General features: G+C 72.9%; 20 protein-coding genes. 10 read left to right on the top strand and 10 right to left on the bottom strand.

Annotated elements, in window-relative coordinates:
* Positions 1-7 precede the first annotated feature (7 nt).
* Positions 8-1291: an MATE family efflux transporter gene (locus tag FHU36_RS09180; RefSeq protein WP_185083316.1), complete on the bottom strand. Its 1284-nt coding sequence runs from the start codon at positions 1289-1291 to the stop codon at positions 8-10.
* A gap of 43 nt (positions 1292-1334) precedes the next feature.
* On the opposite strand from FHU36_RS09180, the gene FHU36_RS09185 reads away from it, so the two are divergent.
* Positions 1335-2303 (top strand): aldo/keto reductase, encoded by a 969-nt coding sequence (locus FHU36_RS09185; RefSeq protein WP_185083317.1) that lies wholly within the window; start codon positions 1335-1337, stop codon positions 2301-2303.
* 106 nt (positions 2304-2409) lie between these two features.
* Here the strand turns inward: FHU36_RS09185 and thpR are convergent, their stop codons facing one another.
* The 4 genes from thpR to FHU36_RS09205 form a co-directional block, all read right to left on the bottom strand.
* Positions 2410-2967: an RNA 2',3'-cyclic phosphodiesterase gene (thpR, locus tag FHU36_RS09190; RefSeq protein WP_185083318.1), complete on the bottom strand. Its 558-nt coding sequence runs from the start codon at positions 2965-2967 to the stop codon at positions 2410-2412.
* A 26-nt stretch (positions 2968-2993) separates the two neighbouring features.
* Entirely contained in the window at positions 2994-4217 is a 1224-nt protein-coding gene (locus tag FHU36_RS09195) for an MFS transporter (RefSeq protein WP_185083319.1), read from the bottom strand.
* A 23-nt stretch (positions 4218-4240) separates the two neighbouring features.
* Positions 4241-4690, bottom strand: coding sequence for a MarR family winged helix-turn-helix transcriptional regulator (locus FHU36_RS09200; protein ID WP_101789272.1), 450 nt, complete (start codon positions 4688-4690; stop codon positions 4241-4243).
* 116 nt (positions 4691-4806) lie between these two features.
* A complete protein-coding gene (locus tag FHU36_RS09205; protein WP_312891506.1) occupies positions 4807-6258 on the bottom strand; it encodes an NCS2 family permease in 1452 nt (483 codons plus the stop codon).
* An 83-nt stretch (positions 6259-6341) separates the two neighbouring features.
* Between FHU36_RS09205 and FHU36_RS44245 the strand changes: the two genes are divergently transcribed.
* Both FHU36_RS44245 and FHU36_RS09215 read left to right on the top strand, forming a co-directional pair.
* Positions 6342-6575, top strand: a complete 234-nt coding sequence (locus FHU36_RS44245) for a DUF2530 domain-containing protein (RefSeq protein WP_185083320.1) — start codon at positions 6342-6344, stop codon at positions 6573-6575.
* 92 nt (positions 6576-6667) lie between these two features.
* Positions 6668-8179 (top strand): alpha/beta hydrolase, encoded by a 1512-nt coding sequence (locus FHU36_RS09215; protein ID WP_185083321.1) that lies wholly within the window; start codon positions 6668-6670, stop codon positions 8177-8179.
* 208 nt (positions 8180-8387) lie between these two features.
* Here FHU36_RS09215 and FHU36_RS09220 read toward each other — a convergent pair whose 3' ends face one another.
* Together FHU36_RS09220 and FHU36_RS09225 are read right to left on the bottom strand one after the other, a co-directional pair.
* Positions 8388-11420 carry a sacsin N-terminal ATP-binding-like domain-containing protein gene (locus FHU36_RS09220; RefSeq protein WP_185083322.1) on the bottom strand — a complete coding sequence of 1011 codons (3033 nt, stop codon included), beginning with the start codon at positions 11418-11420 and terminating at the stop codon, positions 8388-8390.
* 79 nt (positions 11421-11499) lie between these two features.
* Positions 11500-12300 carry a DUF3027 domain-containing protein gene (locus tag FHU36_RS09225; RefSeq protein ID WP_185083323.1) on the bottom strand — a complete coding sequence of 267 codons (801 nt, stop codon included), beginning with the start codon at positions 12298-12300 and terminating at the stop codon, positions 11500-11502.
* A 204-nt stretch (positions 12301-12504) separates the two neighbouring features.
* Here FHU36_RS09225 and FHU36_RS09230 point away from each other — a divergent pair, with 204 nt between their 5' ends.
* Entirely contained in the window at positions 12505-14043 is a 1539-nt protein-coding gene (locus FHU36_RS09230) for an MFS transporter (protein WP_185083324.1), read from the top strand.
* A 36-nt stretch (positions 14044-14079) separates the two neighbouring features.
* On the opposite strand, the gene FHU36_RS09235 is transcribed toward FHU36_RS09230, so the two are convergent.
* Complete coding sequence (locus tag FHU36_RS09235; protein ID WP_101789277.1) at positions 14080-14475, bottom strand: cold-shock protein; 396 nt, start codon at positions 14473-14475, stop codon at positions 14080-14082.
* Between the two features lie 94 nt (positions 14476-14569).
* Complete coding sequence (locus FHU36_RS09240; RefSeq protein WP_185083325.1) at positions 14570-15202, bottom strand: HAD family hydrolase; 633 nt, start codon at positions 15200-15202, stop codon at positions 14570-14572.
* An 85-nt stretch (positions 15203-15287) separates the two neighbouring features.
* On the opposite strand from FHU36_RS09240, the gene FHU36_RS09245 reads away from it, so the two are divergent.
* The 5 genes from FHU36_RS09245 (at position 15288) to FHU36_RS09265 (ending at position 22042) form a co-directional block, all read left to right on the top strand.
* On the top strand, positions 15288-15956 hold the full coding sequence (locus FHU36_RS09245) for a TetR/AcrR family transcriptional regulator (RefSeq protein ID WP_185083326.1): 669 nt from the start codon (positions 15288-15290) through the stop codon (positions 15954-15956).
* A 58-nt stretch (positions 15957-16014) separates the two neighbouring features.
* The gene (locus FHU36_RS09250; protein WP_185083327.1) at positions 16015-18372 is read left to right on the top strand and encodes a helicase-associated domain-containing protein; all 2358 of its coding nucleotides are present in this window, start codon (positions 16015-16017) and stop codon (positions 18370-18372) included.
* A gap of 31 nt (positions 18373-18403) precedes the next feature.
* Positions 18404-19882: an AMP-binding protein gene (locus FHU36_RS09255; protein ID WP_312891507.1), complete on the top strand. Its 1479-nt coding sequence runs from the start codon at positions 18404-18406 to the stop codon at positions 19880-19882.
* 68 nt (positions 19883-19950) lie between these two features.
* Entirely contained in the window at positions 19951-20316 is a 366-nt protein-coding gene (locus tag FHU36_RS09260; protein WP_185083328.1) for a hypothetical protein, read from the top strand.
* Between the two features lie 79 nt (positions 20317-20395).
* Entirely contained in the window at positions 20396-22042 is a 1647-nt protein-coding gene (locus FHU36_RS09265) for a DNA repair helicase XPB (RefSeq protein ID WP_185083329.1), read from the top strand.
* Between the two features lie 239 nt (positions 22043-22281).
* On the opposite strand, the gene FHU36_RS09270 is transcribed toward FHU36_RS09265, so the two are convergent.
* On the bottom strand, positions 22282-22617 hold the full coding sequence (locus tag FHU36_RS09270; protein WP_185083330.1) for a hypothetical protein: 336 nt from the start codon (positions 22615-22617) through the stop codon (positions 22282-22284).
* Positions 22618-22728: 111 nt separating this feature from the next.
* Here FHU36_RS09270 and FHU36_RS09275 point away from each other — a divergent pair, with 111 nt between their 5' ends.
* Positions 22729-24726 carry a HelD family protein gene (locus FHU36_RS09275; protein WP_185083331.1) on the top strand — a complete coding sequence of 666 codons (1998 nt, stop codon included), beginning with the start codon at positions 22729-22731 and terminating at the stop codon, positions 24724-24726.
* Positions 24727-24751 lie beyond the last annotated feature (25 nt).

Genomic DNA, 24751 nt, shown 5'->3' on the forward strand with positions numbered 1-24751 from the left:
GCCGCCATCATGCCCCAACCGGCACCCGGCCGACCCTCGCGCTGTGCCGGTGGAAGCCCGTGCCCTGGAGCACGACCAGTCCCGCGTTGGCGACGGCCACGGCCACCCACAGCCCCGCGATCCCCCACCCGGCGGCCACGGGCACGGCGGCGAGGACGAGCAGCCCGTACCCGGCGGCGAAGTAGCGCAGGCTCGCCGCCGACCGCTTGAGCCCGGTCAGCCCGATGCCCTGGACGGCCTGCGTCCCGTCGGCGGCCGAGGCGAGCAGCATCAGCGGCAGCAGCGCGACGACCCGCTCGCGCACCCCGGCGTCGTCGGTGAACAGCGACGGCACGGCGTCGCCGGAGAGCAGCAGCGCCAGCGCGGCGACGCCGGTGCCGGCCAGGGCGAGCAGCGCGGCGGCCCGGTTGGCCCGCCGCGCCTCGGCCGGGGTGCCCGCGCGCGCCACCTCGGGCAGCGCCGCCTGCGCCACGGAGACCGACGCCACCAGGATGAGTCCGGTGAGCGTGCCGAGAACGGCGTGGGCGGCGGCGTCGCGGGTGTTCGTCGTGCCGGCCGCGAACGTGATGACGCCCAGCCCGCCGAACTTGATCAGCACTGTGGCCGCCAGCGGGAGGCTCACCCGGGCCAGCCGGGCGATCTCGGCCACCCGCGGCCGGCCCTGTCCCACCCGGACGCCGAGCACGCGGCGCAGGGCCAGGTTCGACACGGTCACGGCCGCCAGGCCCGACAGCAGCCAGGCGATCCCCACCCCGGTCAGGCCCAGCGGCGGCACCAGCGCGACCGCGCAGCCGATGATCACCGCCGTGCCCGCCAGGCTGGACCAGAGCACCGGCCGGCCGCGCCCGAACGCGACGAGCACCGTGGTGGCGCCGCCTCCGGAGGCGTGCACGAGCAGGGAGAGGGCCAGCAGGTAGGGCAGCGGGCCCAGCTCGGCCACGACCTCGCCGGGCACGCCGGCCGCGCCCGCCAGCGCGGGCACGGCGAGCACGGCGAGAGCGCCGGCCGTACCGACGAGGAAGGTGAGCCAGCGCGCGTCGCGCAGGACGGGCACGGCGGCGGCCGGGTCGTCGCGGTGGGGTGCGACGAACGGCGAGAGCCCGCGCAACGCGCCCACGACGGCGGCGGTGGCGGGGGTGAGCACGGCGGTCATGACCGCGAAGGCCGCGAGGGTGACGGTGTCGTGCCGGCCGAGCACCGCGGTCACCACCAGGGTCCCGACCATGCCCGTGACCATGGAGAGGAACAGGGGCACCGCCGCGCGCAGGATGCCCTTGATCACCCGGGTCACCCTACTAGCCTGGAGTGCACTCCAGGTGCTTAGCCTGAAGAGCATGGACTACGTGAACCTCGGACGCAGCGGGCTCAAGGTGAGCCCGCTCTGCCTCGGCACGATGAACTTCGGCCCCGTGACCAGCGAGGAAGACTCCTTCGCGATCATGGACCGGGCTCACGAGTTGGGCTTGAACTTCTTCGACACAGCAAACGTCTACGGCTGGAAGCAGGGCGAGGGGATCACCGAGAAGATCCTCGGCAACTGGTTCGCCAAGGGTGGCGGTCGCAGGGAGAAGACCGTCATCGCGACCAAGCTCTACGGGTCGATGGGCGACTGGCCCAACGACAACCTGCTGTCCGCGCTGAACATCCGCCGCGCCTGCGACGCCTCGCTCAAGCGGATGCAGACCGACTACATCGACATCTACCAGGCCCACCACGTCGACCGGAACACCCCGTTCGACGAGTTCTGGGAGGCCATGGAGGTGCTGCGCCAGCAGGGCAAGATCCTGTACGTCGGCTCGTCCAACTTCGCGGGCTGGCACGTCGCCAAGGCCCAGGAGACCGCGGCCCGGCGCGGCACGTTCGGCCTGGTCAGCGAGCAGTCGCACTACAACCTGCTGACCCGGGCGGTGGAGCTGGAGGTGCTGCCCGCCTGCGAGGACTACGGCCTCGGCGTCATCCCGTGGAGCCCGCTGGCCGGTGGCCTGCTCGGCGGCGTGCTGCGCAAGACCGACAAGGGCCGCTCCGCGACCGAGAACATGGTCAAGGAGCTCGACAAGCACCGCGACAAGATCGAGCAGTTCGAGAAGTTCTGCGACGAGCTGGGCGAGGAGCCGGCGTACGTGGCGCTGGCGTGGCTGCTCACGCGGCCGGCGGTCACCGCGCCGATCATCGGCCCGCGCACGATCGAGCAGCTCGACGGCACCATGCGGACCCTGGAGATCAGGCTGGACGAGCAGGCGCTGGCCCGGCTCGACGAGATCTTCCCGGGGCACCGGACGGCGCCGGAGGACTACGCCTGGTAGTCGCCCGCCGGGTCAGCTCAGCAACGCGCCGACGACCACGATGAGCAGGAGCAGGCCGAGGACGACGGGCAGCAGCCAGGAGCGAGGACGGTCCACGTGCTGGAGCCTAATCGGGCCGGGAGGGTGCCAGCACCCATTCGGCCAGTGACTCGTACCTCACGTGGGCGCCCTGGTGGCTGCGGACGAGCCGGACGGACTCCGCCCGCCACGGCGAGCCGCTGAACCACTCCAGCGACTCGACCAGCGGGCGGAGGTCCGTCTCCGCCTTGGCCCTGGCCAGGGTGAGGTGCGGGTGGAATCGCTTGTCGTCGGTCTGCGCGGCGCCGGCCCGGCGGGCTCCCGCCCGGACCGAGTCGGCCAGCCGGGTCATCGGGTCGCCGGACAGCCCGGCCCAGAAGACGCGGGCCCGCCGCAGCGACGAGAACGCCCCGAACCCGGTGAAGGCCAGGTCCAGGGCCGCGTGCCGGCGCACGGCCCGCGCCAGGCGCGTCTCCAGCTCGGGCAGGGCGCTCTCGGGCACCTCGCCGAAGAACCCCAGCGTGATGTGCCAGGTGGCGCGCTCGGGCCAGCGCAGGCCGGGCACCTGCCCGACGTGCGGCGCGATCGCGCGCTCGATCTCGTCGAGCACCCCCGCAGGCGGCACGACGGCCGCGAAGAGCCTCATGCCATCCGATTCTGCAACCCGCCGGGTCAGGCCGCGAGCGCCATCGGCCCGCGCACGCGCGCCCCGATCAACCGGGTCAGCAGCACGGCCAGCCCGACGCCCACCAGCACGAGCATGCCGGAGAGCATCACACCGGCTCGCGGCCCGCCCAGCTCGGACAGCCACCCGACCAGCGGCGCGCCGATCGGGGCGCCGCCGGTGAACACCAGCATGTAGATGCCCATCACCCGGCCCCGCATCTCGGGCGAGGTGGCGAGCTGGACGCCGGCGTTCGCGGCCGTGTTGACCGTGATGAGCGCGACCCCGGTCGGGATCAACAGCAGCAGGTAGGCCGGGTAGAACGGGGCCAGCCCCGTCGCCACCTGGAACAGCCCGAACCCGATCGCGCCGGCCATGAGCAGCCTGCGAGACGGCCGGGCCCGCCGGGCGGCGAGCAGGGCCCCGCCGAGCGCGCCCACGGCGAACATGCTGGACGCCAGGCCGAACGAGGACGCCCCCGCGTGGAAGACCTCGCGGGCCATGAGCGCGATCGACATCGAGAACGACTGCGCGAACATCGAGACGAACCCGATCAGCAGCACCGGCATGAGCAGTTCCTCGCGCTCCAGCACGTAGCGCAGCCCCTCGCGGAGCTGGCCCTTGGCGCGCGGCACCGGGTCGGACAGATGGAGCTCCGACTTGCGCATGAAGACCAGGCTGGAGATGACGCCGGCGAACGTGAGCGCGTTGATCAGGAACAGCGGCCCGGTGCCCCCGAGCACGTAGATCAGCACACCGGCGATGGCCGGGCCGACCACGCGGGCCAGGTTGAAGATCGAGCTGTTGAGCGCGATCGCGTTGGACAGGTCCTGCCGGCCGACCATCTCGACCACGAACGCCTGCCGGGTCGGCACCTCGACGCAGGAGATCAGGCCGAGGACGAACGCCATCACGTACACGTGCCAGACCTGCGCGGCGCCGGTCATCGTCAGCACGCCGATCGTCAGCGCGAGCCCGGCCATCAGCGACTGGGCGGCTATGAGGATGGGGCGCTTGGGGTAGCGGTCGGCGAGCACGCCGCCGAACATCCCGAAGAACAGCATGGGGAGGAACTGCAGCGCGGTCGCCATGCCGAGGGCCGCCGCGCTGCCACCGGTGAGCTCCAGCACCAGCCAGTCCTGGGCTGTGCGCTGTAGCCAGGTGCCGACGTTGGAGACGGCACCGCCGGCCGCGAACATGCGGTAGTTGCGAATCTTGAGCGACCGGAACATCCCGGTCCTGGGTTGTTCGGGCTCTATATCCTGCTGAGCTTCTCCAGTATGGGCGCCGCCTGCCTGAGGATGGCCCGCTCCTCTGGTGTCAGCTCCTTCAGCCGCTGCGTCAGCCACGCTTCCTTGCGGCGTCGCTCCTCCTTCAGCAGCTTCTGGGCGGCCTCGGTCACGGTCACGGTCACCTGGCGCCGGTCGGTCGAGTGCGGGGTGCGCGACACCAGGCCGCGCTCCTCGAGCGCCGCGATCACGCGCGTCATCGAGGGCGGCTGCACCTTCTCGAGCTCGGCCAACTCGCCGGGGGTTATCCCGGAGTGCCGTTCCACCGCGGCGAGCGTCGCGAACTGCGTGGGAGTCAGCGAGTGGGCCGCCGCCTGTCGTCGTAGGCGCCTGGTCAACCGCGCCAGCGACACGCGCAGGGCGGATGCCAGGCCTGCGTCGCTGCGCAGGCTTGTCTGTGGGGTGTTGGTTAGCATGAGTCATTACCTTTGCTAACTATACGGCATGGCAAGATATTTCCCCGATCCTTCGTCGTCTCACCTTGTGATACACCGAGGCCGCCCCCCGCGCGAGAGGGCGGCCTCGACCGGTGTCAGAGCCCGAGCAGCGCCTTGATCGGGCCGAGCGCGAAGTAGAGCACGAAGAGCAGCGTGACCACCCACAGCAGCGGGTGGATCTCCCGCGCCTTGCCCCGCACGATCTTGATGAACACGTAGCTGATGAAGCCGGCGCCGACGCCGTTCGAGATCGAGTACGTGAACGGCATGACCACGATGGTGAGGAACGCCGGGATGGCGATCTCGTAGTCGGTGAAGTCGATCTCGCGCACCGAGGTCATCATGAGGAAGCCCACCACGACCAGGGCCGGCGCCGCGGCCTCGTGCGGCACGATCACGACCAGCGGCGCGAAGAAGATGGCGCCCAGGAACAGCAGACCGGTCACCACGCTGGCCAGGCCGGTGCGCGCGCCCTCGCCGACGCCGGCCGCCGACTCGATGTAGGTGGTGTTGGACGACACCGAGCCCGCGCCGCCGACGGCCGCGCCGAGCGAGTCGACGAGCAGGATCTCCTTCGTGCGCGGCAGCGTCCCGTCCTCCCGGAGCAGCCCGGCCTGGCGGCCGACGCCGACCATGGTGCCCATGGTGTCGAAGAAGTCGGTGATGAGCAGGGTGAACACGAAGAGCACGGCGAGCAGCACCGACACCTGGCTGAACGCGCCGAACGGGTCGAACTCGGTGAAGAGCGTCAAGGGGTTGTGGAAGCCGATGATCTCACTCGGCTTGGGCACGGTGGGCTGGTTGAGCTGCCAGCCGCCGGGGTTCTCGGCGGAGAACCTGCCGACCCGTGCGACGAGCTCGACGATCACCGCCAGCACGGTCGTGCTCACGATGCCGATGAGGATGGCGCCCTTGACCCTGCGCGCCACCAGCCCTGCCGTGACGAGCAGGCCCACCAGGAAGACGAAGATCGGCCAGGAGGTGAGGCTGCCGCCGATGCCCATCTCCAGGGCCGGACCACCGGTCGCACGACGGACGAAGCCCGCGTCGACGAAGCCGATCAGCGCGATGAACAAGCCGATGCCCACGCTGATCGCGGTCTTCAACTCGGTGGGGATCGCGTGGAAGACCGCCACCCGGAAGCCGGTCAGCACCAGGACGCCGATGATGACGCCTTCGAGGAACACCAGCCCCATGGCGGCTTCCCAGGTCATCACGGGGGCGATGCTGAAGGCCACGAACGCGTTGATGCCGAGCCCGGCCGCCATCGCGAAGGGCACCCGGGCGACCGTCCCCATGAGGATGGTCATGACGCCGGCCACGAAGGCCGTGCCCGCCGCCACGAGCGCCACGTTCGGCCCCGCCGTGCCGTCGCCGATGTACTGCTTCTGGACGTCCTGGGCCGTGGCGATGATGATCGGATTCAGCACGACGATGTAGGCCATCGTGAAGAACGTGGCGAGCCCGCCCCGTATCTCACGGGAGAAGGTGGACTCACGTGCGCTGATGCCGAAGAAATGATCGAGTCTGCTCTTCAAGTCACTCACGCGCGAAGCGTAGACGGGACCTTACGGTACGCCAAAAGTGCTGGTGACCGTATCGAGACCTGATTGGAAGCTAGGGTGGACGTGTGAAGCAGGAGTGGCACCCCGATCCCGAGCCGATCGAGACCAACGACACGGCCACCGTCGCCGTCGGCATCGGCCTGTGGGTGCTCGCGCTCGTCGCCCTGCTGATCTTCCGTCCCGCTCCGGAGCACTCGTGGTGGATCTGGACGTGCGTCGCCGGCGTGGTCCTCGGCCTGATGGGACTGGCGTACGTGCGCAGGCGCGAATCCCAGCGGGAGGTTCCCGGCGACAGGTGACATTCGTCATCCCCGACTCATCCCGGAAGTCAGCGACAAGAGCTGTTAGACGCCACTACCTGCGTAAAACCGGCTTCGGCATGCTGATGGGCATGAAGAAGACCCTGCTCACCTTCGTCCTGTGCGCGACCGCTCTCGCCGGATGCGGCAGCGCGGAAGACCCCGCCAAGCCCGCCGCCGACCCCGCCGCGAAGAGCACCGACCGGTCGCCCGGCCGGCCGGCCGAGGACACGGGCACGGTCGCCTGGAGCACGTGCACGGGCCTGACCGGCCCCGACGGCAAGCCCGCCGCGCCTGACCCGTCCGTCGAGTGCGGCACCATCAAGGTGCCGCTCGACTACGCCAAGCCCGACGGCGAGCAGATCGGCCTGGCGCTGATCCGCGTCAAGGCCACCACCGACGACAGGCTCGGCTCCCTGGTGTTCAACTTCGGCGGGCCGGGCGGCTCCGGGGTCGACACCCTGGCCCTGGCCGCCAAGGCGTTCGCCGGGCTGGGCACCCGCTACGACCTCGTCAGCTTCGACCCGCGCGGCGTCGACCGCAGCGCCGGCGTCAGGTGCGGCGGCGAGGTCGAACGCCTCCTCGCCGCCGGCTCCGACGCCGACGGCGAGAAGCTGACCAAGCAGTTCACCGCCGCCTGCGAGAAGGACTCCGGCAAGATCCTGCCGTACGTCGGCACCGTCAACGCCGCCAAGGACCTCGAACGGCTGCGCGCCGCGCTCGGCGACGACCAGCTCAACTACTTCGGCCTCTCGTACGGCACGCACCTCGGCGCCGTCTACGCCACCCACTTCCCGAAGAACGTCGGCAGGTTCGTCCTCGACAGCGCCTACGACCCGACGGTGACGTTCGAGGAGCGGGCCGTCACCCAGGCGACCGGCTTCGCCACCTCCTTCGAGGCGTTCGCCAAGGACTGCGTCGCGCAGGGCTGCGACCTCGGCAGGACCACCGCCGAGGTGAAGGCGAACGTCGAGGCGCTGGTGGAGGGGCTGAAGACCAAGCCGCTCAAGGTCGGCTCGCGCACCCTCACCCACGGTCTCGGCCAGCTCGCCGTCATCACCCCGTTGTACGCCAAGGCCACCTGGCCGATGCTGGAGCAGGCCGCCGCGTCCGCGATGAAGGGCGACGGCGCCACGCTGCTGGCGCTGGCCGACTCCTACACCGGCCGCAAGCCCGACGGCACGTACTCGACCATGCTCACCAGCCTGCAGGCGATCAACTGCGTCGACAGCGCCGAGCGCCCCGGCCGCGCCGAGACCGCCGCGATCAACAAGAAGGTCGAGAAGGTCTTCCCCGTCCTCGCCAGCGAGACCCCGGTCATGGCCTGCTCGTACTGGCCGGCGAAGGGCGACGACGAGGCCAAGCGGATCGACGCCACCGGCTCGGCCCCGATCGTCGTCATCGGCGGCAAGGGCGACCCGGCCACGCCGTACCAGTGGGCGGTCAGCCTGAACAAGCTGCTCAAGACCGGTGTCCTGATCACCTACGAGGGCGAGGGCCACGGCGCCTACCTCAGCGGCAGCTCGTGCATCATGCGCCTGGTCGACACGTACGTCCTGAGCGGCAAGGTCCCGGCCGCGAACACCTCCTGCCCCGCCGCCTGACCGCACCCCTCCGACCGCCGCCCCGCCTGAGCACGGCCCGTCCGGCCAGGCCCCGCCTGATCACAGGCTGCCTGATGAGGCCCCGCCTGATCACGGCCCGCCTGAGCACCCCCCGGCGCCGCCACCTCCGAGGTGACGGCGCCGTCCGGCGTCCCGGCGGCGGGAAGCGTGCGCACGGGACCTGGGGACAGGCCGCGAAACAGCGGCCTCAGGACAGGTCGGCCTCGGCGAGCAGGAGGGGGACGGCGGCAGGGTCGCGCAGCAGGGCCGCCACGGCGAGCCGGTCGTTCCACTGCCCGGTGGCCCAGGCCAGCCCGCGCGCCAGGCCATCCATCCCGGTGCAGTGCACGGCGCCCTCGAAGAACCGCCACGTGCACGCCACCCCGTCCACCAGCAGCTTCTCGTGCTCGACGTAGGTCTCGGGGGCCGTCGGGAGCAGGGAGCGGACCTCGGGCGGCACCGGCCGGACGGCGCCCTCGGAGGTGACCTCGCCGGTGGCCAGCTCGCCGGCGAGCGGCAGGTCGAGCAGCTCCGACAGCGCCTCGGCCAGGTCGTAGGGGGCGAGCACCAGCGGCCGGTCGGCGACGAGCTGCAACAGGTCGGGCGCCTCCACCACGACGGCGTCGTCGGCCGGGGCCACCACGATGTCGCCGTGCAGCACCGCGCGCACCCGGGAGGGCGGCGCCACCCGCTCCGGCTCGACGCCCGCCAGCGCCATCCACAGGGCGCGCAACTGGGCCCGGTCGACCTCGACGGACTCGTCGGCCATCAGGTCGAGCAGCTCCTCGGGACCGCCGTGGGAGGCCAGCAGCTCGGCCAGCGTGGTGCGCACACCCAGCATGGCCAGCGCGCCCTCATCGAGCCCGGCGGGCGCGTCGGCGTAGAGGCCCTGCAGCAGCGGATCGGCGCCGGGCAGCCGCAGCTCGCGCGGCCGGCGGCCGTCGAGCACGGGGTGCCCGGCCAGCCACCACGCGGTGTAGGACGGCACCTCGACGCCGCCGACGCGCAGCGGGTGCAGCGCGGCCCGCAACGGCGGCCTGGTGAGCAGCGCCAGCGCGGCCGGCCAGTCGGCGACCAGCTCCAGGTCGCGCACGGCCGCGAACTCCGCCACGACGGGCGGCACGTCGAGGTCGGGCAGCAGGTCGATGACGTGGTCGAGCCACTCGTCCTCGCCGTCGAGGTCGTGGTCGCAGTCGTCGTGGTCGAGCAGCACGTCGGAGTCGTGGGCCACGGCGAACCCGTCGAGCACGCCCACCGCCGCCAGCACCCGCGAGCCGTAGGTCTCCACCAGGTCGGCGGCCACCACGCCGAGGTGGCTGTCGGGCTCGACCAGCTTGGCCAGCGCGCCCTCCCCCAGCATGAGCTCGCCCGCCGGGTAGAGCTCGCCGTCGGCGCCGCGCAGCGCCAGCGCGGCCAGCCCCGGCGCCTCGCCGGGAGCGAGGCCGGCGGCCTCGACCAGCGACAGCACGGCCCGCGCGACAGGCTCCGGATCGGGGCTGTCGAGCGACTGGGTGACCGCCTCCTTGGTGAGCGGGTCGTCGAGGATGGTGCGCGGGGTCGCCTCGGCCGCCCCGAGCCGCAGCAGGGCCGGGTGGGCGGCGTCGGGGTGGACGATGCGCAGCCCGAGCGGCGTCAGGTCGAGCCCGCCGTGCCCGTCGAGCCGCAGGATGAGCGTGCCGCGCGGGCCCCGGACCAGGCGGCCGTCGGCCAGCGGCACCGGCAGCGCGCCGAGCGACTCGGGGTCGTCGGCGGGCAGCACCTCGTACAGCGAGCGCCACCACGACGGCTCGCGGCCCTCGACCGCCTCCCCCGACAGCAGGTCGACGACCTCGGCCAGCTCGACCCGGCGCACGCCCAGCGAGACCATCGCCGGGTGCCGGGCGGGCCAGCCGGTGGGCAGCAGGCCGGGCACGAAGTGGGCGACCGCGGCCAGCAGCTCGGCCGAGCCGGCCACCACGGCCGCCTCGCGGCCCGTGACCACCCAGCCGTCGCCCTGCGGCTCCCTGGCCGGATGCTCGACGCGCCACTCGGCGTCGGGCTCGTAGACCTCGGCGTCGGCGAACGACGGCGTCTGCACGGCCGGCGCCGGCGCCGACAGCGCGGGCAGCAGCGGCGTGTCGGGCAACCGCAGCAGGATGGCGCGGCGGATGCGGGCGTCGAGCTCGCCCTTGCCCATGAGCGCGGGCACCAGGTCGAGCAGCCTGGGGGTGCGCGGCAGCTCGCGCAGCAGCCTGACGTAGGCGTCGGCGACCTTGTCGACGAGGAAGTCGCTCAGCGGGCCCTTGGCCACGTGCCGCCGGTCGGTGGCCATCGGGAAGGAGGCGATGAGCAGGGCGGGCAGGTCGAGCGGCTCGTCGCTGGGCGTCGGCGCGTGCACCACCGGCGGCACCGTCGCGGGCAGCGGCCCCGGCTCGCCGGTGCCGGTGTGGGGGACGGCCCAGCGGACCGACCAGTAGGGCCGGGTGCGCTCCTCGGTCGGCCGGTCGGCGAAGAGCGCCGCCACCTCCTCGGGCGTGAACTCGCCCGAGTCCGACACCACGTGCCAGCCGTCGGCCACCACCGTGCGGACCTCGCCGTCGAGGTCGATCTCGATGGCCGTCAGCGCGGGCATGCCCAGCGGCAGCGCCGGGCTGGTCTCCGCCAGCATCCGGCGCACCGCCGCAACCGCCGCTTCGTCGCGCAGCGGCAGCCGGACCAACGTGTCGAACCCGTCGGGCACGTCCATCGGGTCGGCCGCGAACGGCAGACGCAGCAGCGGCACGTGGCCGGACCGGGAGTCCAGCTCGCCGGCGAGCTCCGGCACCGTGGACACCAGCGCGGCCGTCTCCTCGCGCGACCAGCGCACCGCCCGCGCGCCGCGCGAGCCGACGGCCGGCGCGTCGCAGACCGACACGACCGCGGCGAACCCGACACCGAACCGGCCGGCCGCACCCGCCTCGCCGCGTTTGCCGGAGACGCGGAGCGTCGACAGGCTCTCCACGCCGGTGGCGTCGAGGGGGGCGCCCGTGTTGGCGGCTGTCAGCACGTCGCCGCGCAGGGTCAGCCGGAGCACCCCGGGCACGCCGGCGCGCAGGGCCGCGTCGGCGGCGTTCTGGGCGAGCTCGACGATCAGCCGGTCACGGTAGCCGCCGAGGGCGAAGTCCTCCTCGGCGTTGGCGTCCTCGCGGAAACGGGCGGGCGAGGCCGTCCACGCGGCGAGCACGGCGGCCCGCATCCGGTCGGTGCCAAAGGTGTCGGTCATCGATCACGATCCTGGTTGAGGGTAGGGGGGCCACCGTAGGTTAGCGGCCCGCGCCGACACTCCCCGACCCATTGGCGGATCAGGAGTGGCCGAGCTCCTCGTCGGCCCGCTCGTCCACCGAGCCCGTCTCCTCCTCCATCAGGTCGAACCCCAGGTCGTCGAGGATCGGGGTGGCCTGCTCGACGGGGGGCGGCATGACGGCGGCCTCGGAGTGCGCGCCGCAGCCGTGGTCGGCGGCGACCACCTTGCCGTCGTCGGGCGCGTACTCATTGGCGCAGACCCCGAACGCCTGCCTCAGCCCACCCGACAGCAGCAAGTAGAAGCCGCAGGTGGAGCACTGCGCGGGAGCGGCGTGTGCGATCGGAGTGTGCGGCCCGTGCTCGCCCGAGTGCCAGCGACTGGCAGCCCGGTCCCTGCCGATGGCCGAGAGCACACGTGCCCGGCCCAGGCCGTACTCGAAAACCATCTGGCGGTCCGCGTCGTCGCCGGTGTCGGTGAAACCGGGCGCGAGCCGGTCGTCGTCCTCGTGGGTCGGCAGCAGGTCGCCGACGCCGAGGTCGCCCGGACGCAGCCGCTCGCTCCACGGCAGCCACTCGGGCGCCAGCAGCGCCCCGGGGCCCGGCAGCAGGACCGCCTCGCTGACCGTGACCTTCTTGGCCCGGGAGGCGCGGGTCACGGTGATCGCCCACCGCCAGCCACGGTAGGCCCGGTCGAGACAGGCGAAGAAGTGGGTGACGATCCGGTCGCCCTCGGACTCGTGGCCCAGGTGCTCTCCGGGCGCGCCGGGCCGCGCGAGCTCCTCGGCGGCGGCGCGCGCCAGATCGACCGCGGCGACACAGGCCTGGTCGGGGGCGGAGACGCGGGTCCTGGTCCGGCTCATCGGCCCGCCTCCGGCGAAAGGTGCTGTTCGCTCACACTTCATTCTCACCCATGGCCGGACCCGAAGGTGCCGACAGCGGCGGATCCACCTCCCCCGAAATCGGACGGAACACCCACACGATCACGAGTCTGGCGCGCGCGCCCGCCGACACGAGGGTGCCGAGGGTCGCCGTCGGCGGCGGGCGATCGGGTAAGACTGGTAGGCGTGGACGGTGGCTGGGACAAGGCGCGCGAGGTCTCGCGGCGCGTCGGGCGGGGCATCGCCGACGCGGGCCGCGCCGGCGCACGGGCCGGCCGGGCCACCGCCGGCGGCACCAGGCGGGCGGGCGTGGCCACGGCTCGCGGCGCCCGGCAGGCCGGGCTGGCGACGGCCAGGGGCGCCCGTTCGGTCGGCCGGGCCACCCGCCGCCTCACCCACGCGGGCGGCGCCGGCCGCACCGGGCTGGGCCGCCTGATCGAGCTGACCGCCGGGCACAGCGTGGGCGACACGCTGGTCACGGTGGCCCTCGCCAGCACGGTGTTCTTCGGGGTGCCCGTCGGCGAGGCGCGTGGCCCGGTGGCGCTCTACCTGGTCATCACGATGCTGCCGTTCGCGCTGCTGGCGCCGTTCGTCGGGCCGATCCTCGACCGCTTCAGGTCGGGCCGCCGCTACGTGATGGCGGGCACGCTGTTCGGCCGCGGGCTGCTGTGCTTCGCGATGGCGGCCGCGGTGGGGCCGGGCGACCTGGTGACGTTGTTCGGCGGGGCGCTGGGCGTGCTGGTGCTGTCGAAGGCGTACAACGTGTCACGCGCGGCGATCATGCCGAGCGTGCTGCCCGCCGACATCACGCTGGTGTCGGCCAACGCCCGCGTCGCGCTGTTCTCGCTGGTGTCGGCGGGCGTGGTGGTGCCGGTGGGCGCGGGCCTGGCGGCCTGGCTCGGCAGCGCCCCCGTGCTGCGCATCGCGATGGTGGTGTTCCTGCTGGTCGGGGTGTTCGCCGTCCGGCTGCCGCGACACGTCGACGCGCCCGACCTGGAGGAGGACGGCGATGAGGGCCGCGCGCCCCGGTGGCGGACCTTGCTGCAGGTCGGGCCGGCGGTGGCCGAGGCGGTGTGGGCCAACGTCGCGATCCGCCTGTTCTCCGGCTTCCTGCTGTTCTTCCTGCTCTTCCTGGTGCAGGACGGCCAGGTGCCGTGGCTGGCCGGGCCCGCGCCGCTGTTCGACGTGCCGCGGACGATCGCGCTGCTCGCCGCGGCGGCCGGGCTGGGGGGCCTGGTCGGCGCGGTCGTCGCCAACCGGGCGCGCGACCACTCGCCGCAGGTGATCGTGCTGCTCACGCTGGCCCTCACCAGCGTGACGACGATCGTGACCGCGGTGTTCTTCGGCCTGTGGACGGCCTTCGCCATCTCCGTCGTCACGGCGTTCGCGCAGGAGCTCGGCAAGCTCGCGCTCGACGCGATCGTGCAGCGGGAGATCGGCGAGGAGGTGCGCTCGTCGACGTTCGGCGTGGTGGAGGCGCTGCTCCAGCTCGCGTGGGTGTTCGGCGGGCTGGTCGGGCTCGTGCTGTCGCTGACCGAGAGCGGCGTGGCCGGGCTGGTCACGCTCGCCGTGGCGCTGACGGCCGCCCTGGGCTGGCTGGTGATCCGCCGCCGTGCCCGCCTGCGCGCCGTCCGCGAGCGGATCGACGCGACCGTACGGGCGGAGCGCCCGGAGCCCCGCGACACCCTCGACCCGACCAAGCCCCTCACCAACCCGAACACCTAACGCCGGACCGGACGCGGGGCGGGTGAGGGCGCGGCGTCAGGCGTCGAGGTCGTCGGCGACGGCCCGCAGCACCTGGGCGATCTTCTTGGCGTGGGCCGCGTCAGGGTGCTTGCCCCGCTGGTAGGAGGTGGACACCCCGTCGAGGAGCTTGATCAGGTCCTCGACGATGACGACCATCTCGTCGGGCTTCTTCCGCTTGCCCTTGGGCTTCGTCTTGGCCAGCGTCGGGGGCTGCTCCAGGATCCGGACGGAGAGGGCCTGCTGACCGCGCCGGCCCTCCGCCACGCCGAACTCGACCTTCTGGCCGGGCTTCAGTGGCCCGGCGCCGGCGGGCAGCGCGGAGGAATGCACGAATACCTCACCGCCGTCGTCACGGGTGAGGAAGCCGAAACCCTTGTCGGCGTCGTACCACTTGACCTTGCCACTCGGCACAGGAGGGACCTCGTTCGGAGCAGTCGTCAGGGAATGAATGCGATGTAAAGGTTATGCCCCCAAGCGCTCGGGGGCGACCGGGTAAACGGCGGGATCACCCGCGTCGGCCGGAGGGCCACCAGCCGGAATACCAGGCGGCGAACTCGGTCAGATCGCCCAGCGCCACATCGGTTCCGTGATCACGCAGCTCCTCCACCGTGTAGGGGCCGGTCGCGACCGTCACGCTGACGGCGCCGCCCGCCCGCGCCGCCTCGATGTCGGCGACATGGTCACCAACATAGGCCGCGGCGCCGAAGCGCGCGAGTGCCGATCCCTTGGCCGCACCGAAGAGCGAGCCGACGACCTCGTCCACCTCGAACCCGAGCAGTTCGACCGTGCTGGCCGCGTCGCGCACGTTCTTGCCGGTCACGACGATGACCCGGCCGCCGGCGGCGCGCACGGCCCGGACGGCCTCCGCCGCCCCGGCCATCGCGGTGGTGGCCGGTAAGGCCAGCCGCGGGTACAGCTCCCTGAACAGCGCGGCGGCGGCGGGCACCTCCTCCGGCGGCAGCCAGTTGGCCAGCTCGTGCTCCAGCGGCGGCCCGAGCCGGGCGATGACCGCGGTGCTGTCGATCGGCACCCCGAGGCGCCCCGACACCTCGTCGAAGACGGCCGCGATGCCCGTCCGCGTGTCAGCCAAGGTCAAGTCAAGATCGAAACCCACCGATATCCCCACAGAGTGCAGCATGCCAAACGGGCGCCGGGGCCGCCCAACGCCCCCTCGGAGCGCCGCACCGTGACGACTACGCTCCTCACGGAGGTGTCGTCAGGACATGACCAGATCGTCAGAGGCCCACGGCCCGTCGGCCACACCCGGCACACGCGCGCCCGCGAGCACCCGGGAGCGGATCATCCGCGAGGCCCTGCGGCTGTTCGCCGAGCGGGGCTACTCCGCCACGTCGGTGGCCGAGATCGAGGCCGCCTCGGGGCTGTCGCCCGGCGCGGGCGGCCTGTATCGCCACTTCAGGTCGAAGTACGAACTGCTGGCCGCGGCGATCAACGAGCACGCCGCACGCACGCGCACGCAGGTGGCCGAGAGCCTGGCCGTGCTGGGCGACATGGAGGACTCCGTCGATGTGGAGGCGCGGCTGTCGCGCCTGTGCCGGGCCGGGCTGGCCAAGGTGGGCGAGGAGTCGGAGCTCACCCGGGTGTTCTTCCGCGACCTCAGCCAGTTCCCCGAGCTGGTGGCGGTGGTGCGCGAGGGGCTGCTGCAGCCCATGTTCGACGCCTTCACGACGTGGTTCCGGACCCAGCCCGAGTACACCGGCGCCGATGCCGACTGGAACGGCGTCGCCGCGGTGCTCGGCGGGGCGGTGGTCCAGTACCGGCTGTTCCAGGAGACCGTGGGCGACAGCCCGGGCCACGTGGACAAGGACCGGTTCGTCGCGGCATGGGTGCGGCTGGCCGCCGGCCTGCTGCCCAGCCGCGCGCCGGTGAGCTGACCCGCCGCCGGCGCGCGGGCTCCGCTGCGCCGATCAGGCGGGACATACCATGGCATCGATGGAGTTCACGGAGTGGATCAGGGGGCGTACCGACGACCAGTTGCGGGCGCTCGTCTCCGCGCGCCCCGAGCTGATCACTCCGGTGCCCGCCCACCTTGAGGGCCTCGCGTCGCGGGCGGGCAGCCCGTCGGCGATCGGCAGGGCGCTCGACCGGCTCGACCGTTTCACGCTGGCGGTCGTGGAGACGCTCGCCGTGCTCGACGGCCCCGTGCAGGCGGCGGCGCTGCGCGAGGTGGTGGGCCGCGCGCTCGCGGGCGGCGAGCCGGAGCCGGCGCTGTCGGCCGCGCTCGACCGGCTGCGCGACCTGGCCCTCGTCTACGGCCCCGACGATGGGCCCGACGACGGGCTCGACCTGGCCCCCGGCGTGCGCAAGGTGCTCGACGACCCGGCGGGCCTCGGGCCGGCGGCCGTGGAGGTGTTCCGCCACCACCCGCCCGAGCAGCTCGACGAGATGGCCGACGACGTCGCCCCCGGCACGCCGGGCACCGGCAGGGAACGCCTGGCCGCCGCGCTCGCCGACCCGGCCGGGCTCCTCGGAGAGGTCTCCGACGAGGCCAGGGCGGCCCTCGACCAGCTCGCCTGGGGCCCGCCGACGGGCCGGGTGCCCAACGCCCGGCGCGAGGTGCGCAAAGGTTCCGCCCGTTCCCCCATCGAGCAGCTCCTGGCGCGCGGCCTGCTGGCGGCGACGGGCGAGGAGAGCGTGACGCTGCCCCGCGAGGTGGGGCTGCACCTGCGCGGCGGCCGGGTGCACCGCGACCTGCTGGCCGTGCCCCCCGCGCTGGAGGGCACGACCCGCGACCAGAAGCAGGCCGACCGGACGGCCGCCGGGCAGGCGTTCACGTTCGTCAGGTCGGTCGAGGAGCTGTGCGAACGGTGGAGCATCAACCCGCCGGGCGTGCTGCGCACCGGCGGGCTCGGCGTGCGCGACATGAAGCGCACCGCGACCGACCTCGACCTGCCCGAATGGGCGGCGGCGCTGGTCGTGGAGGTGGCGCACGCGGCGGGGCTGGTCGCGGCGGGCGGCAGCGTGGACGGCGAGTGGCTGCCGACGAGCGGCTACGACCTGTGGCGGGTCCGCTCGACGGCCGACCGGTGGGTGGTGCTGGCGCAGACCTGGCTGCACATGGACCGGGTTCCCGGGCTGGTGGGCGAGCGCGACGCCCCTGATCAACAGCGCGACCGGCCGCTCAACGCCCTGCACCCCGACCTGCGCAGGTCGTCGGCCGCTCCGGTGCGCTCGGCCGCGCTCGGCGTGCTCGCCGCCGCACCCGGCCTCGCGCCCTCCGCCGGCTCGGTGCTCGAACGGCTGGCCTGGGAGCAGCCGCGCCGGCGCGGGCCACTGCGCGAGCAGCTCACCGAGTTCGCGCTGCGCGAGGCGGAGCAGGTGGGCATGACCGGGCTCGGGGCGCTGTCCGGGCACGGTCGAGCGCTGCTGTCCGGCGACGACGCGGCCGGTGCGCTGGCGCCGCTGCTGCCGGAGCCGGTCGACCACGTGCTGCTCCAGGCCGACCTGACCGCCGTCGCGCCGGGGCCGCTGACCAGCGAGCTCAACCGGTGGATGACGCTGGCCGCCGACGTCGAGTCGAAGGGCGGGGCGACCGTCTACCGGTTCAGCGACGAGTCGATCCGGCGGGCGCTCGACGCCGGGCAGGGCGCCGAAGAGCTGCTGGCCGCCCTCGCCCGCCACTCGGCCACGCCGGTGCCGCAGGCGTTGTCCTACCTGGTCGCCGACGTGGCGCGGCGCCACGGGCGGATCCGGGTGGGCACGGCCAGCGCCTACGTCCGCTGCGACGACCCGGCCCTGCTCGACCAGATCACCGCCGACCGCCGCTCGGCCGCGCTGCGGCTGCGCAGGCTCGCCCCGACGGTGATCGCCTCGCGCACGTCACGCGCGGCGCTGGTCGACTCGCTGCGGGCGATGGGCTACGCGCCGGTGGCGGAGTCGCTCGACGGCGACGTGATCATCTCGCAGCTCGACGGCAGGCGCACCGAGGGCATGCCCGCGGCCCGCCCGGCGCCGCCGGTCAACGGCCTCGACCCCGAGGTGGCGGTGGCGACCGTGCGGGCGCTGCGGGCCGGCGACGCCGCGCATCTGGCGCGCCGCGAGCCCGTCGACGCCCCGGCGGGCGCGGTCCCGCGCGGCCCGGCGACGACGACGATCTCGGCCCTGCAGGAGGCGATCAGGCAGGGCGAACGGGTGTGGATCGGCTACCTCGACTCGCAGGGCAACGCCACCTCCCGCATCCTGGAGCCCGCCCGGATGGAGGGCGGCTACCTCACCGCCTACGACGAGACGCGGGCGGCCGTGCACCGTTTCGCCCTGCACCGCATCACGGGAGTGGCCGGGCTGTCTTGACGCGCGGTCAAGATCGCGCGAGGTTGGGACCGTGAGCGAGCTGACGCTGGGCCGGCTGGCCGAGGAGTCGTGGGACAGGTTCGGCGACTACGACTCGATGTTCTACGAGGGGGTCTGGCATCGCAGCCACGCGCTCGCCGAGCGGGCGCGGCGGACCTGCGGCGGGTTCGTCGAGGCGGGGATCCGGCCCGGCGACCGGGTCGTGGTGATGATGGCCACCTCGCCCGAGGTGCCGATGGTCTACCAGGCGCTCTGGGCGGCCGGCGCGGTGGTGACGCCCGTGGTGTTCCTGGTGGGGGCGGAGGAGCTGCGGCACATCGTGACCGACAGCGGCGCCGTCGCGATCGTGACCTCGCCGGAGCTGCTGCCCACCGTCGAGGCGACCGGCCTGGCCGTGCGCACGTTCGTGGACACCGCCGAGCTGGAGCGGGCCGGCGAGCACGGCCCGGTGCCGCGCGACCCCACGGACCTGGCCGCGCTCATGTACACGGGCGGCACCACCGGCCGGGCCAAGGGCGTCATGCTCAGCCATCGCGGGCTCTGGCAGGTGGGCAGGGCGTCCTTCGAGCTGTCCCACCAGGAGGGGCTCGACCGGGCCATCGTCCCGGTGCCGCTGTCGCACGCGTACGGGCTGATCGTCTCGGTGGCCGGGATGCACGCGACGGAGCCGCAGCAGGCGGTGCTAATGCGCTGGTTCGACCCCAAGGCGTTCCTGTCGCTGGCCGCCGGGCAGCGGGTGCACTACGGCACGGTGGTGCCCGCGATGCTGCAGATGCTGCTGGCCGAGCCGCTGGAGGAGCATCCGCTGCCGGACCTGGCGTTCCTGACCTGCGGGGCGGCGCCGCTCGGGCGGGAGACACTGGAGGAGTTCGAGCGGCGGGTGCCCGGCACGCAGATCCTGGAGGGCTACGGCCTGACCGAGACCAGCGCGGTCACCTCGTTCAACCCGCCGGGCCGGCGGCGCGTCGGCAGCGTCGGGCTGCCGCTGCCCGGCTACGAGATCACGATCCGCGACTCCTCCGGCGAGGAGGTGGAGTGCGGCGACGTGGGCGAGATCTGCGTGCGGGGCGAGGCGCTGATGCTCGGCTACTGGGGCGAGCACGAGCCCGACGCGGAGGGCACCACGCTGGCGGGCGGCGAGCTGCGCACGGGCGACATCGGGTGCGTGGACGACGACGGCTACCTCTACGTCGTGGACCGGAAGAAGGACCTGATCATCCGGGGCGGCTTCAACGTGTTCCCGCGTGACGTCGAGGACGTGCTCAACCGGCATCCGGACGTCGTGATGTCGGGCGTCGTGGGCCGCCCGGACCCGCGGGTCGGCGAGGAGGTCGTGGCGTTCGTCCAGCTCAGGCCGGGTGCGACAGTGACGGCCGACGCGCTGGTCGGCTGGGCCCGGGAGCGGGTCGGGCGGGTGAGGTATCCGCGCGAGGTGACGTTCGTCGACGCGATCCCGGTCACCAGCGTGCTCAAGCTCGACCGCAAGGCGCTGCGGGCCAGACTCCGGTGACCTGTCGGGGTACGGGGCTTACGCGCATCGGGTGAGGCCATGGTCGTTCCGTGATAGATGTTGGGGATATGAGCCACGAGGACCCGCCCGGCGGCTACCCCTACCAGCCCTACGGCGCGCCCTACGGGGAGCAGCCACCGCCTCACCACGGCTACGGGCAGGATCATGGGTACGGTCCGCGCCCGTCCGGGCAGGGCCCGCAGGCCTCGGCCATCGTCGCCCTGGTGCTCAACCTGCTCGCGGTCGTCTCGTGCTGCAACCTGCTGGCCGTTCCCGGCTCGATCCTGGCCGGCCTGGCCATGGGCCGGGCGGGCACCGAGCCCGACAAGGCCCGCCGGCTGCTGGTGTGGAGCTGGGTGCTGTTCGGGACGGGCTTCGTGCTGACGATCGCCCTGTTCGTCTTCCTGGGCCTGATCGGCGCCTTCGACGATTGACGCGAGCTGATTGCCTGTTCGGGGACTGTTCCTGGCACCGGATGTGTTGGATAGGGGTCAGCCGTAGGAAGGAAAGTCCGTGAACGACGGCCCGCTCATCGTCCAGTCGGACAAGACCCTGCTTCTCGAAGTCGACCATGCCAGGGCCGACGAGTGCCGCAAGGCGATCGCGCCGTTCGCGGAGCTCGAGCGCGCCCCCGAGCACGTGCACACCTACCGCGTCACGCCGCTCGCGCTGTGGAACGCCCGCGCGGCGGGCCACGACGCCGAGCAGGTCGTCGACGCGTTGATCGGCTTCAGCCGCTATCCGGTGCCCCACGCGCTGCTCGTCGACATCGCCGAGACCATGGCCAGGTACGGCCGGCTCAGGTTGGAGAAGCACCCGGTCAGCGGCCTGGTCCTGACCTCCACCGACCGGGCCGTGCTGGAGGAGGTGCTGCGCTCCAAGAAGATCCAGCCGATGCTGGGCGAGCGCCTGGGCGCCGACTCGGTGATCGTGCACCCGAGCGACCGGGGCAACGTCAAGCAGGCGCTGCTCAAGCTCGGCTGGCCGGCCGAGGACCTGGCCGGCTACGTGGACGGCGAGCACCACCCGATCGAGCTGGCGCAGGAGGGCTGGTCGCTGCGGCCCTACCAGAAGGAGGCCGCCGACGCGTTCTGGCACGGCGGCTCCGGCGTGGTCGTGCTGCCCTGTGGCGCCGGCAAGACGATCGTCGGGGCGGCCGCGATGGCGCACGCCCAGGCCACCACGCTGATCCTGGTCACCAACACCGTCAGCGCCCACCAGTGGAAGCAGGAGCTGATCAAGCGGACCTCGCTCACCGAGGACGAGATCGGCGAGTACTCCGGCTCCAAGAAGGAGATCCGCCCCGTCACCATCGCCACCTACCAGGTGATGACGACCAGGCGCAAGGGCGTCTACAGCCATCTGGAGCTGTTCGACGCGCGCGACTGGGGGCTCGTCGTCTACGACGAGGTGCACCTGCTGCCCGCGCCGATCTTCCGGATGACGGCCGACCTGCAGGCGCGCAGGCGGGTCGGGCTCACGGCGACGCTGGTGCGCGAGGACGGCCGCGAGGGCGACGTGTTCTCGCTGATCGGTCCCAAGCGGTACGACGCGCCGTGGAAGGAGATGGAGCACCAGGGCTGGATCGCGCCGGCCGACTGCGTCGAGGTCCGGGTCACGCTCACCGACGAGGAGCGGCTCGCGTACGCGATGGCCGAGTCGGAGGAGCGCTACCGGTTCTGCTCCACGACGCCGTCCAAGACGCGCGTCACCGAGGCGTTGGTGCGCCGCCACCTGGGCGAGCAGGTGCTGGTCATCGGCCAGTACATCGACCAGCTCGACGAGCTGGGCGAGCACCTCAACGCGCCCGTCATCAAGGGCGAGACGCGGATCAAGGAGCGCGAGCGGCTCTACCAGGCCTTCCGCGACAAGGAGATCCAGGTGCTGGTCGTCTCCAAGGTGGCCAACTTCTCCATCGACCTGCCGGAGGCGTCGGTGGCCATCCAGGTGTCGGGCACGTTCGGCTCGCGCCAGGAGGAGGCCCAGCGGCTGGGCCGGGTGCTGCGGCCCAAGTCCGACGGCGGGGGCGCGCGCTTCTACACCGTGGTCAGCAGGGACACGGTGGACCAGGAATTCGCGGCGCACCGGCAGCGGTTCCTGGCCGAGCAGGGCTACGCGTACCAGATCATCGACGCGGACGACGTGCTCGACGGGGTGTGAGACAGGGTGTGAGCCGGGGCCTGCCGGACCCCGGGGCCCGGCCGCCCCGCTCCGAGCGGCCGGGCCCTGACGCCTGTCACGTCCAGGAGACTCCGCGGGCCGTCGACAATCGAACCACCCCCCTCACATCAGTGATTCCGCCGCCGCAACCGAAACCGCCTGCGACATACCCCCATGATCCGGCAATCCCACCTGCTATGCCCAAATTTCGCAGTTTTGTCAGGGATCTCCAAGGTTGGTCATTTTGCCAGAAGGCCGCCGACGAAGAGCACCCCCACGGCCACCACCCAGGCGGCCACGGCCGCCCCCATGACCCAGGCGAACACCCCCAGGTCCCGCCTGGCCCGCGGCACCAGCCACCCCCCGGCCGTGCAGCACGCCGCAAGCACCGCGAACAGCCCCGACACCGTCGAGACCGCGCCCAGCCGCCGCGAGCAGTCGGACGGCGCCTCCCCACCCGCGCAGAACGCCTCCAGCCCCCATCCGGCGAACACCGACAGCCCCCACAACGCGGCCAGCAGGAAGCTCGCGATCGTGGGGATGATCGGCGAGAAGCCCAGGCGGACACGTCCCACGGCCTTTCCCTACCCGGGGTAAATCCGGTGGAAGCCTGCCAGGGGCCCCACTAAACTGGCCGATTCGCTACCGGTTACCACCTCGTTCACTCCGCAGGGAGGCGCTTTCGCATGCCCGCACACCAGCTGGCACCCGACATACCCACCGACGTCCTCGCCGCCGAGCAGGCCCACCTGGCCGAGTCGCGCGCCGCGCTCCGGGCCATGCGCGCCCACGCCCAGTCGTTGTCCGCCGACGCCGCCGGCGACTGGGTCTCCCAGCAGATCCTCCAGTCGCTGCTCGACCAGCGGGTGGCCGCGCTGGCCGACCACCCCGACACGCCGCTGTTCTTCGGCCGCCTCGACCGCGCCGCAGGCGACGACCTGCCGGGCGTCATCTACGTCGGCCGCCGCCACGTGCACGACGGCAACAGCCGTCCCCTCGTCGTCGACTGGCGCGCCCCCGTGTCGCGGGCCTTCTACCAGGCCAGTCCGGCCGACCCGATGGACGTCGTACGGCGGCGCCGCTTCGGCTACCACGGCGGCGCGCTGACCGCGTTCGAGGACGAACCGCTCGCCGAGGGCGGCGAGATCGGGCCGTCCCGGATCCTCACCGAGGAGATCGAACGCCCCCGCACCGGCCCGATGCGCGACATCGTGGCCACGATCCAGCCTGACCAGGACGAGATCGTCCGCTCGACGGTGGGCCAGACCGTGTGCGTCCAGGGGGCTCCCGGCACCGGCAAGACCGCCGTCGGGCTGCACCGGGCCGCCTACCTGCTGTTCACCCACCGCGAGCGGCTGGCCCGCTCCGGCGTGATGATCGTCGGTCCCAACCGCGCGTTCCTGTCCTACATCTCCTCCGTGCTCCCCGCGCTCGGCGAGGTGAAGGTCGACCAGACGACGGTCGCCGGCCTGCTCGGCGAGCACGCCGCGCCCGAGGACCCGGCGGTGTCGACGGTCAAGGGCGACGCCCGGCTGGCCAAGGTGCTGGAACGGGCTCTTTGGCTGCACATCGTCAAGCCCGAGGAGGGGCTGGTCTACTCCAGGGGCGCCCACCGCTTCCGGGTGGCCGACTACGAGGTGCGCGAGATCGTCGCCTCCCTGCGCGGCACCACCCGCTACGGCCCCGGCCGGGCGGCACTGGCCCAGCGGCTGGCGCACCAGGTGCTGGTCCGGATGGAGCAGCGCGGCGACTCGCCCGACGACCGGGTGCAGGACTCCGTGGCCCGCTCCAAGCCGGTCAAGCAGCTCGTCGACTCTGTCTGGCCGAAGCTCGTGCCCGAGCAGGTGCTCTTCCGGCTGCTGTCCGACGCCGACTTCCTCGCCCGCGCGGCCAAGACGGACCTGTCCCCCGACGAGCAGCGGCTGCTGCTGTGGCCCAAACCGTACCGGGGGTGGAAGTCCGCGAAGTGGTCGGCGGCCGACGCGGCGCTCCTCGACGAGCTGGCCGACCTCATCGAGCGTCGGCCGTCGCTCGGCCACCTCGTCGTGGACGAGGCGCAGGACCTGTCGGAGATGCAGCTACGGGCGCTCGGCCGCCGCTGCCGCAACGGCTCCGCCACCGTGCTCGGCGACCTCGCCCAGGGCACCACGCCGTGGTCGGCCCGCTCGTGGCGGACCGTGCTGGAGCACCTGGGCCAGGACGGCGAGGTCACGGAGCTGACGCTGGGCTTCCGCGTGCCGCGCGAGGTGCTCGACTACGCCGCCCGCCTGCTGCCGTCGATCGCCCCCGACCTGGCCGCGCCCCGCTCCCTGCGCCCCGGCGCCGGCTCCCTGTCGGTACGCCAGGGCGGCGAGGTGACCACGGCCGTGCGCGAGGCGCTGGACCGTGAGGGATCCATCGGCCTGATCGTCCCGGACGCCATGGTGGCCGAGGTGTCCGGCGCGCTCGACGGCATCGCCCACGCCGTCCTCGGCCCCGACTCGGCCGAGGAGCACCGGCTGCTGGTCGTCCCGGCGAGCCTGGCCAAGGGTCTGGAGTACGACCACGTGATCGTGGTGGAGCCCGCCGACATCGTCGAGGCCGAGCCGCGCGGGCTGGCCCGGCTGTACGTGGTGCTGACCCGTGCGGTCACCACCCTCACGGTGCTGCACCACAAGCCGCTGCCGGCCCAGCTCACCGCCTGACGCCCAGCTCACCGCCTGACGCCGC

This window comes from Nonomuraea muscovyensis, assembly GCF_014207745.1.
GTDB classification, from domain to species: domain Bacteria; phylum Actinomycetota; class Actinomycetes; order Streptosporangiales; family Streptosporangiaceae; genus Nonomuraea; species Nonomuraea muscovyensis.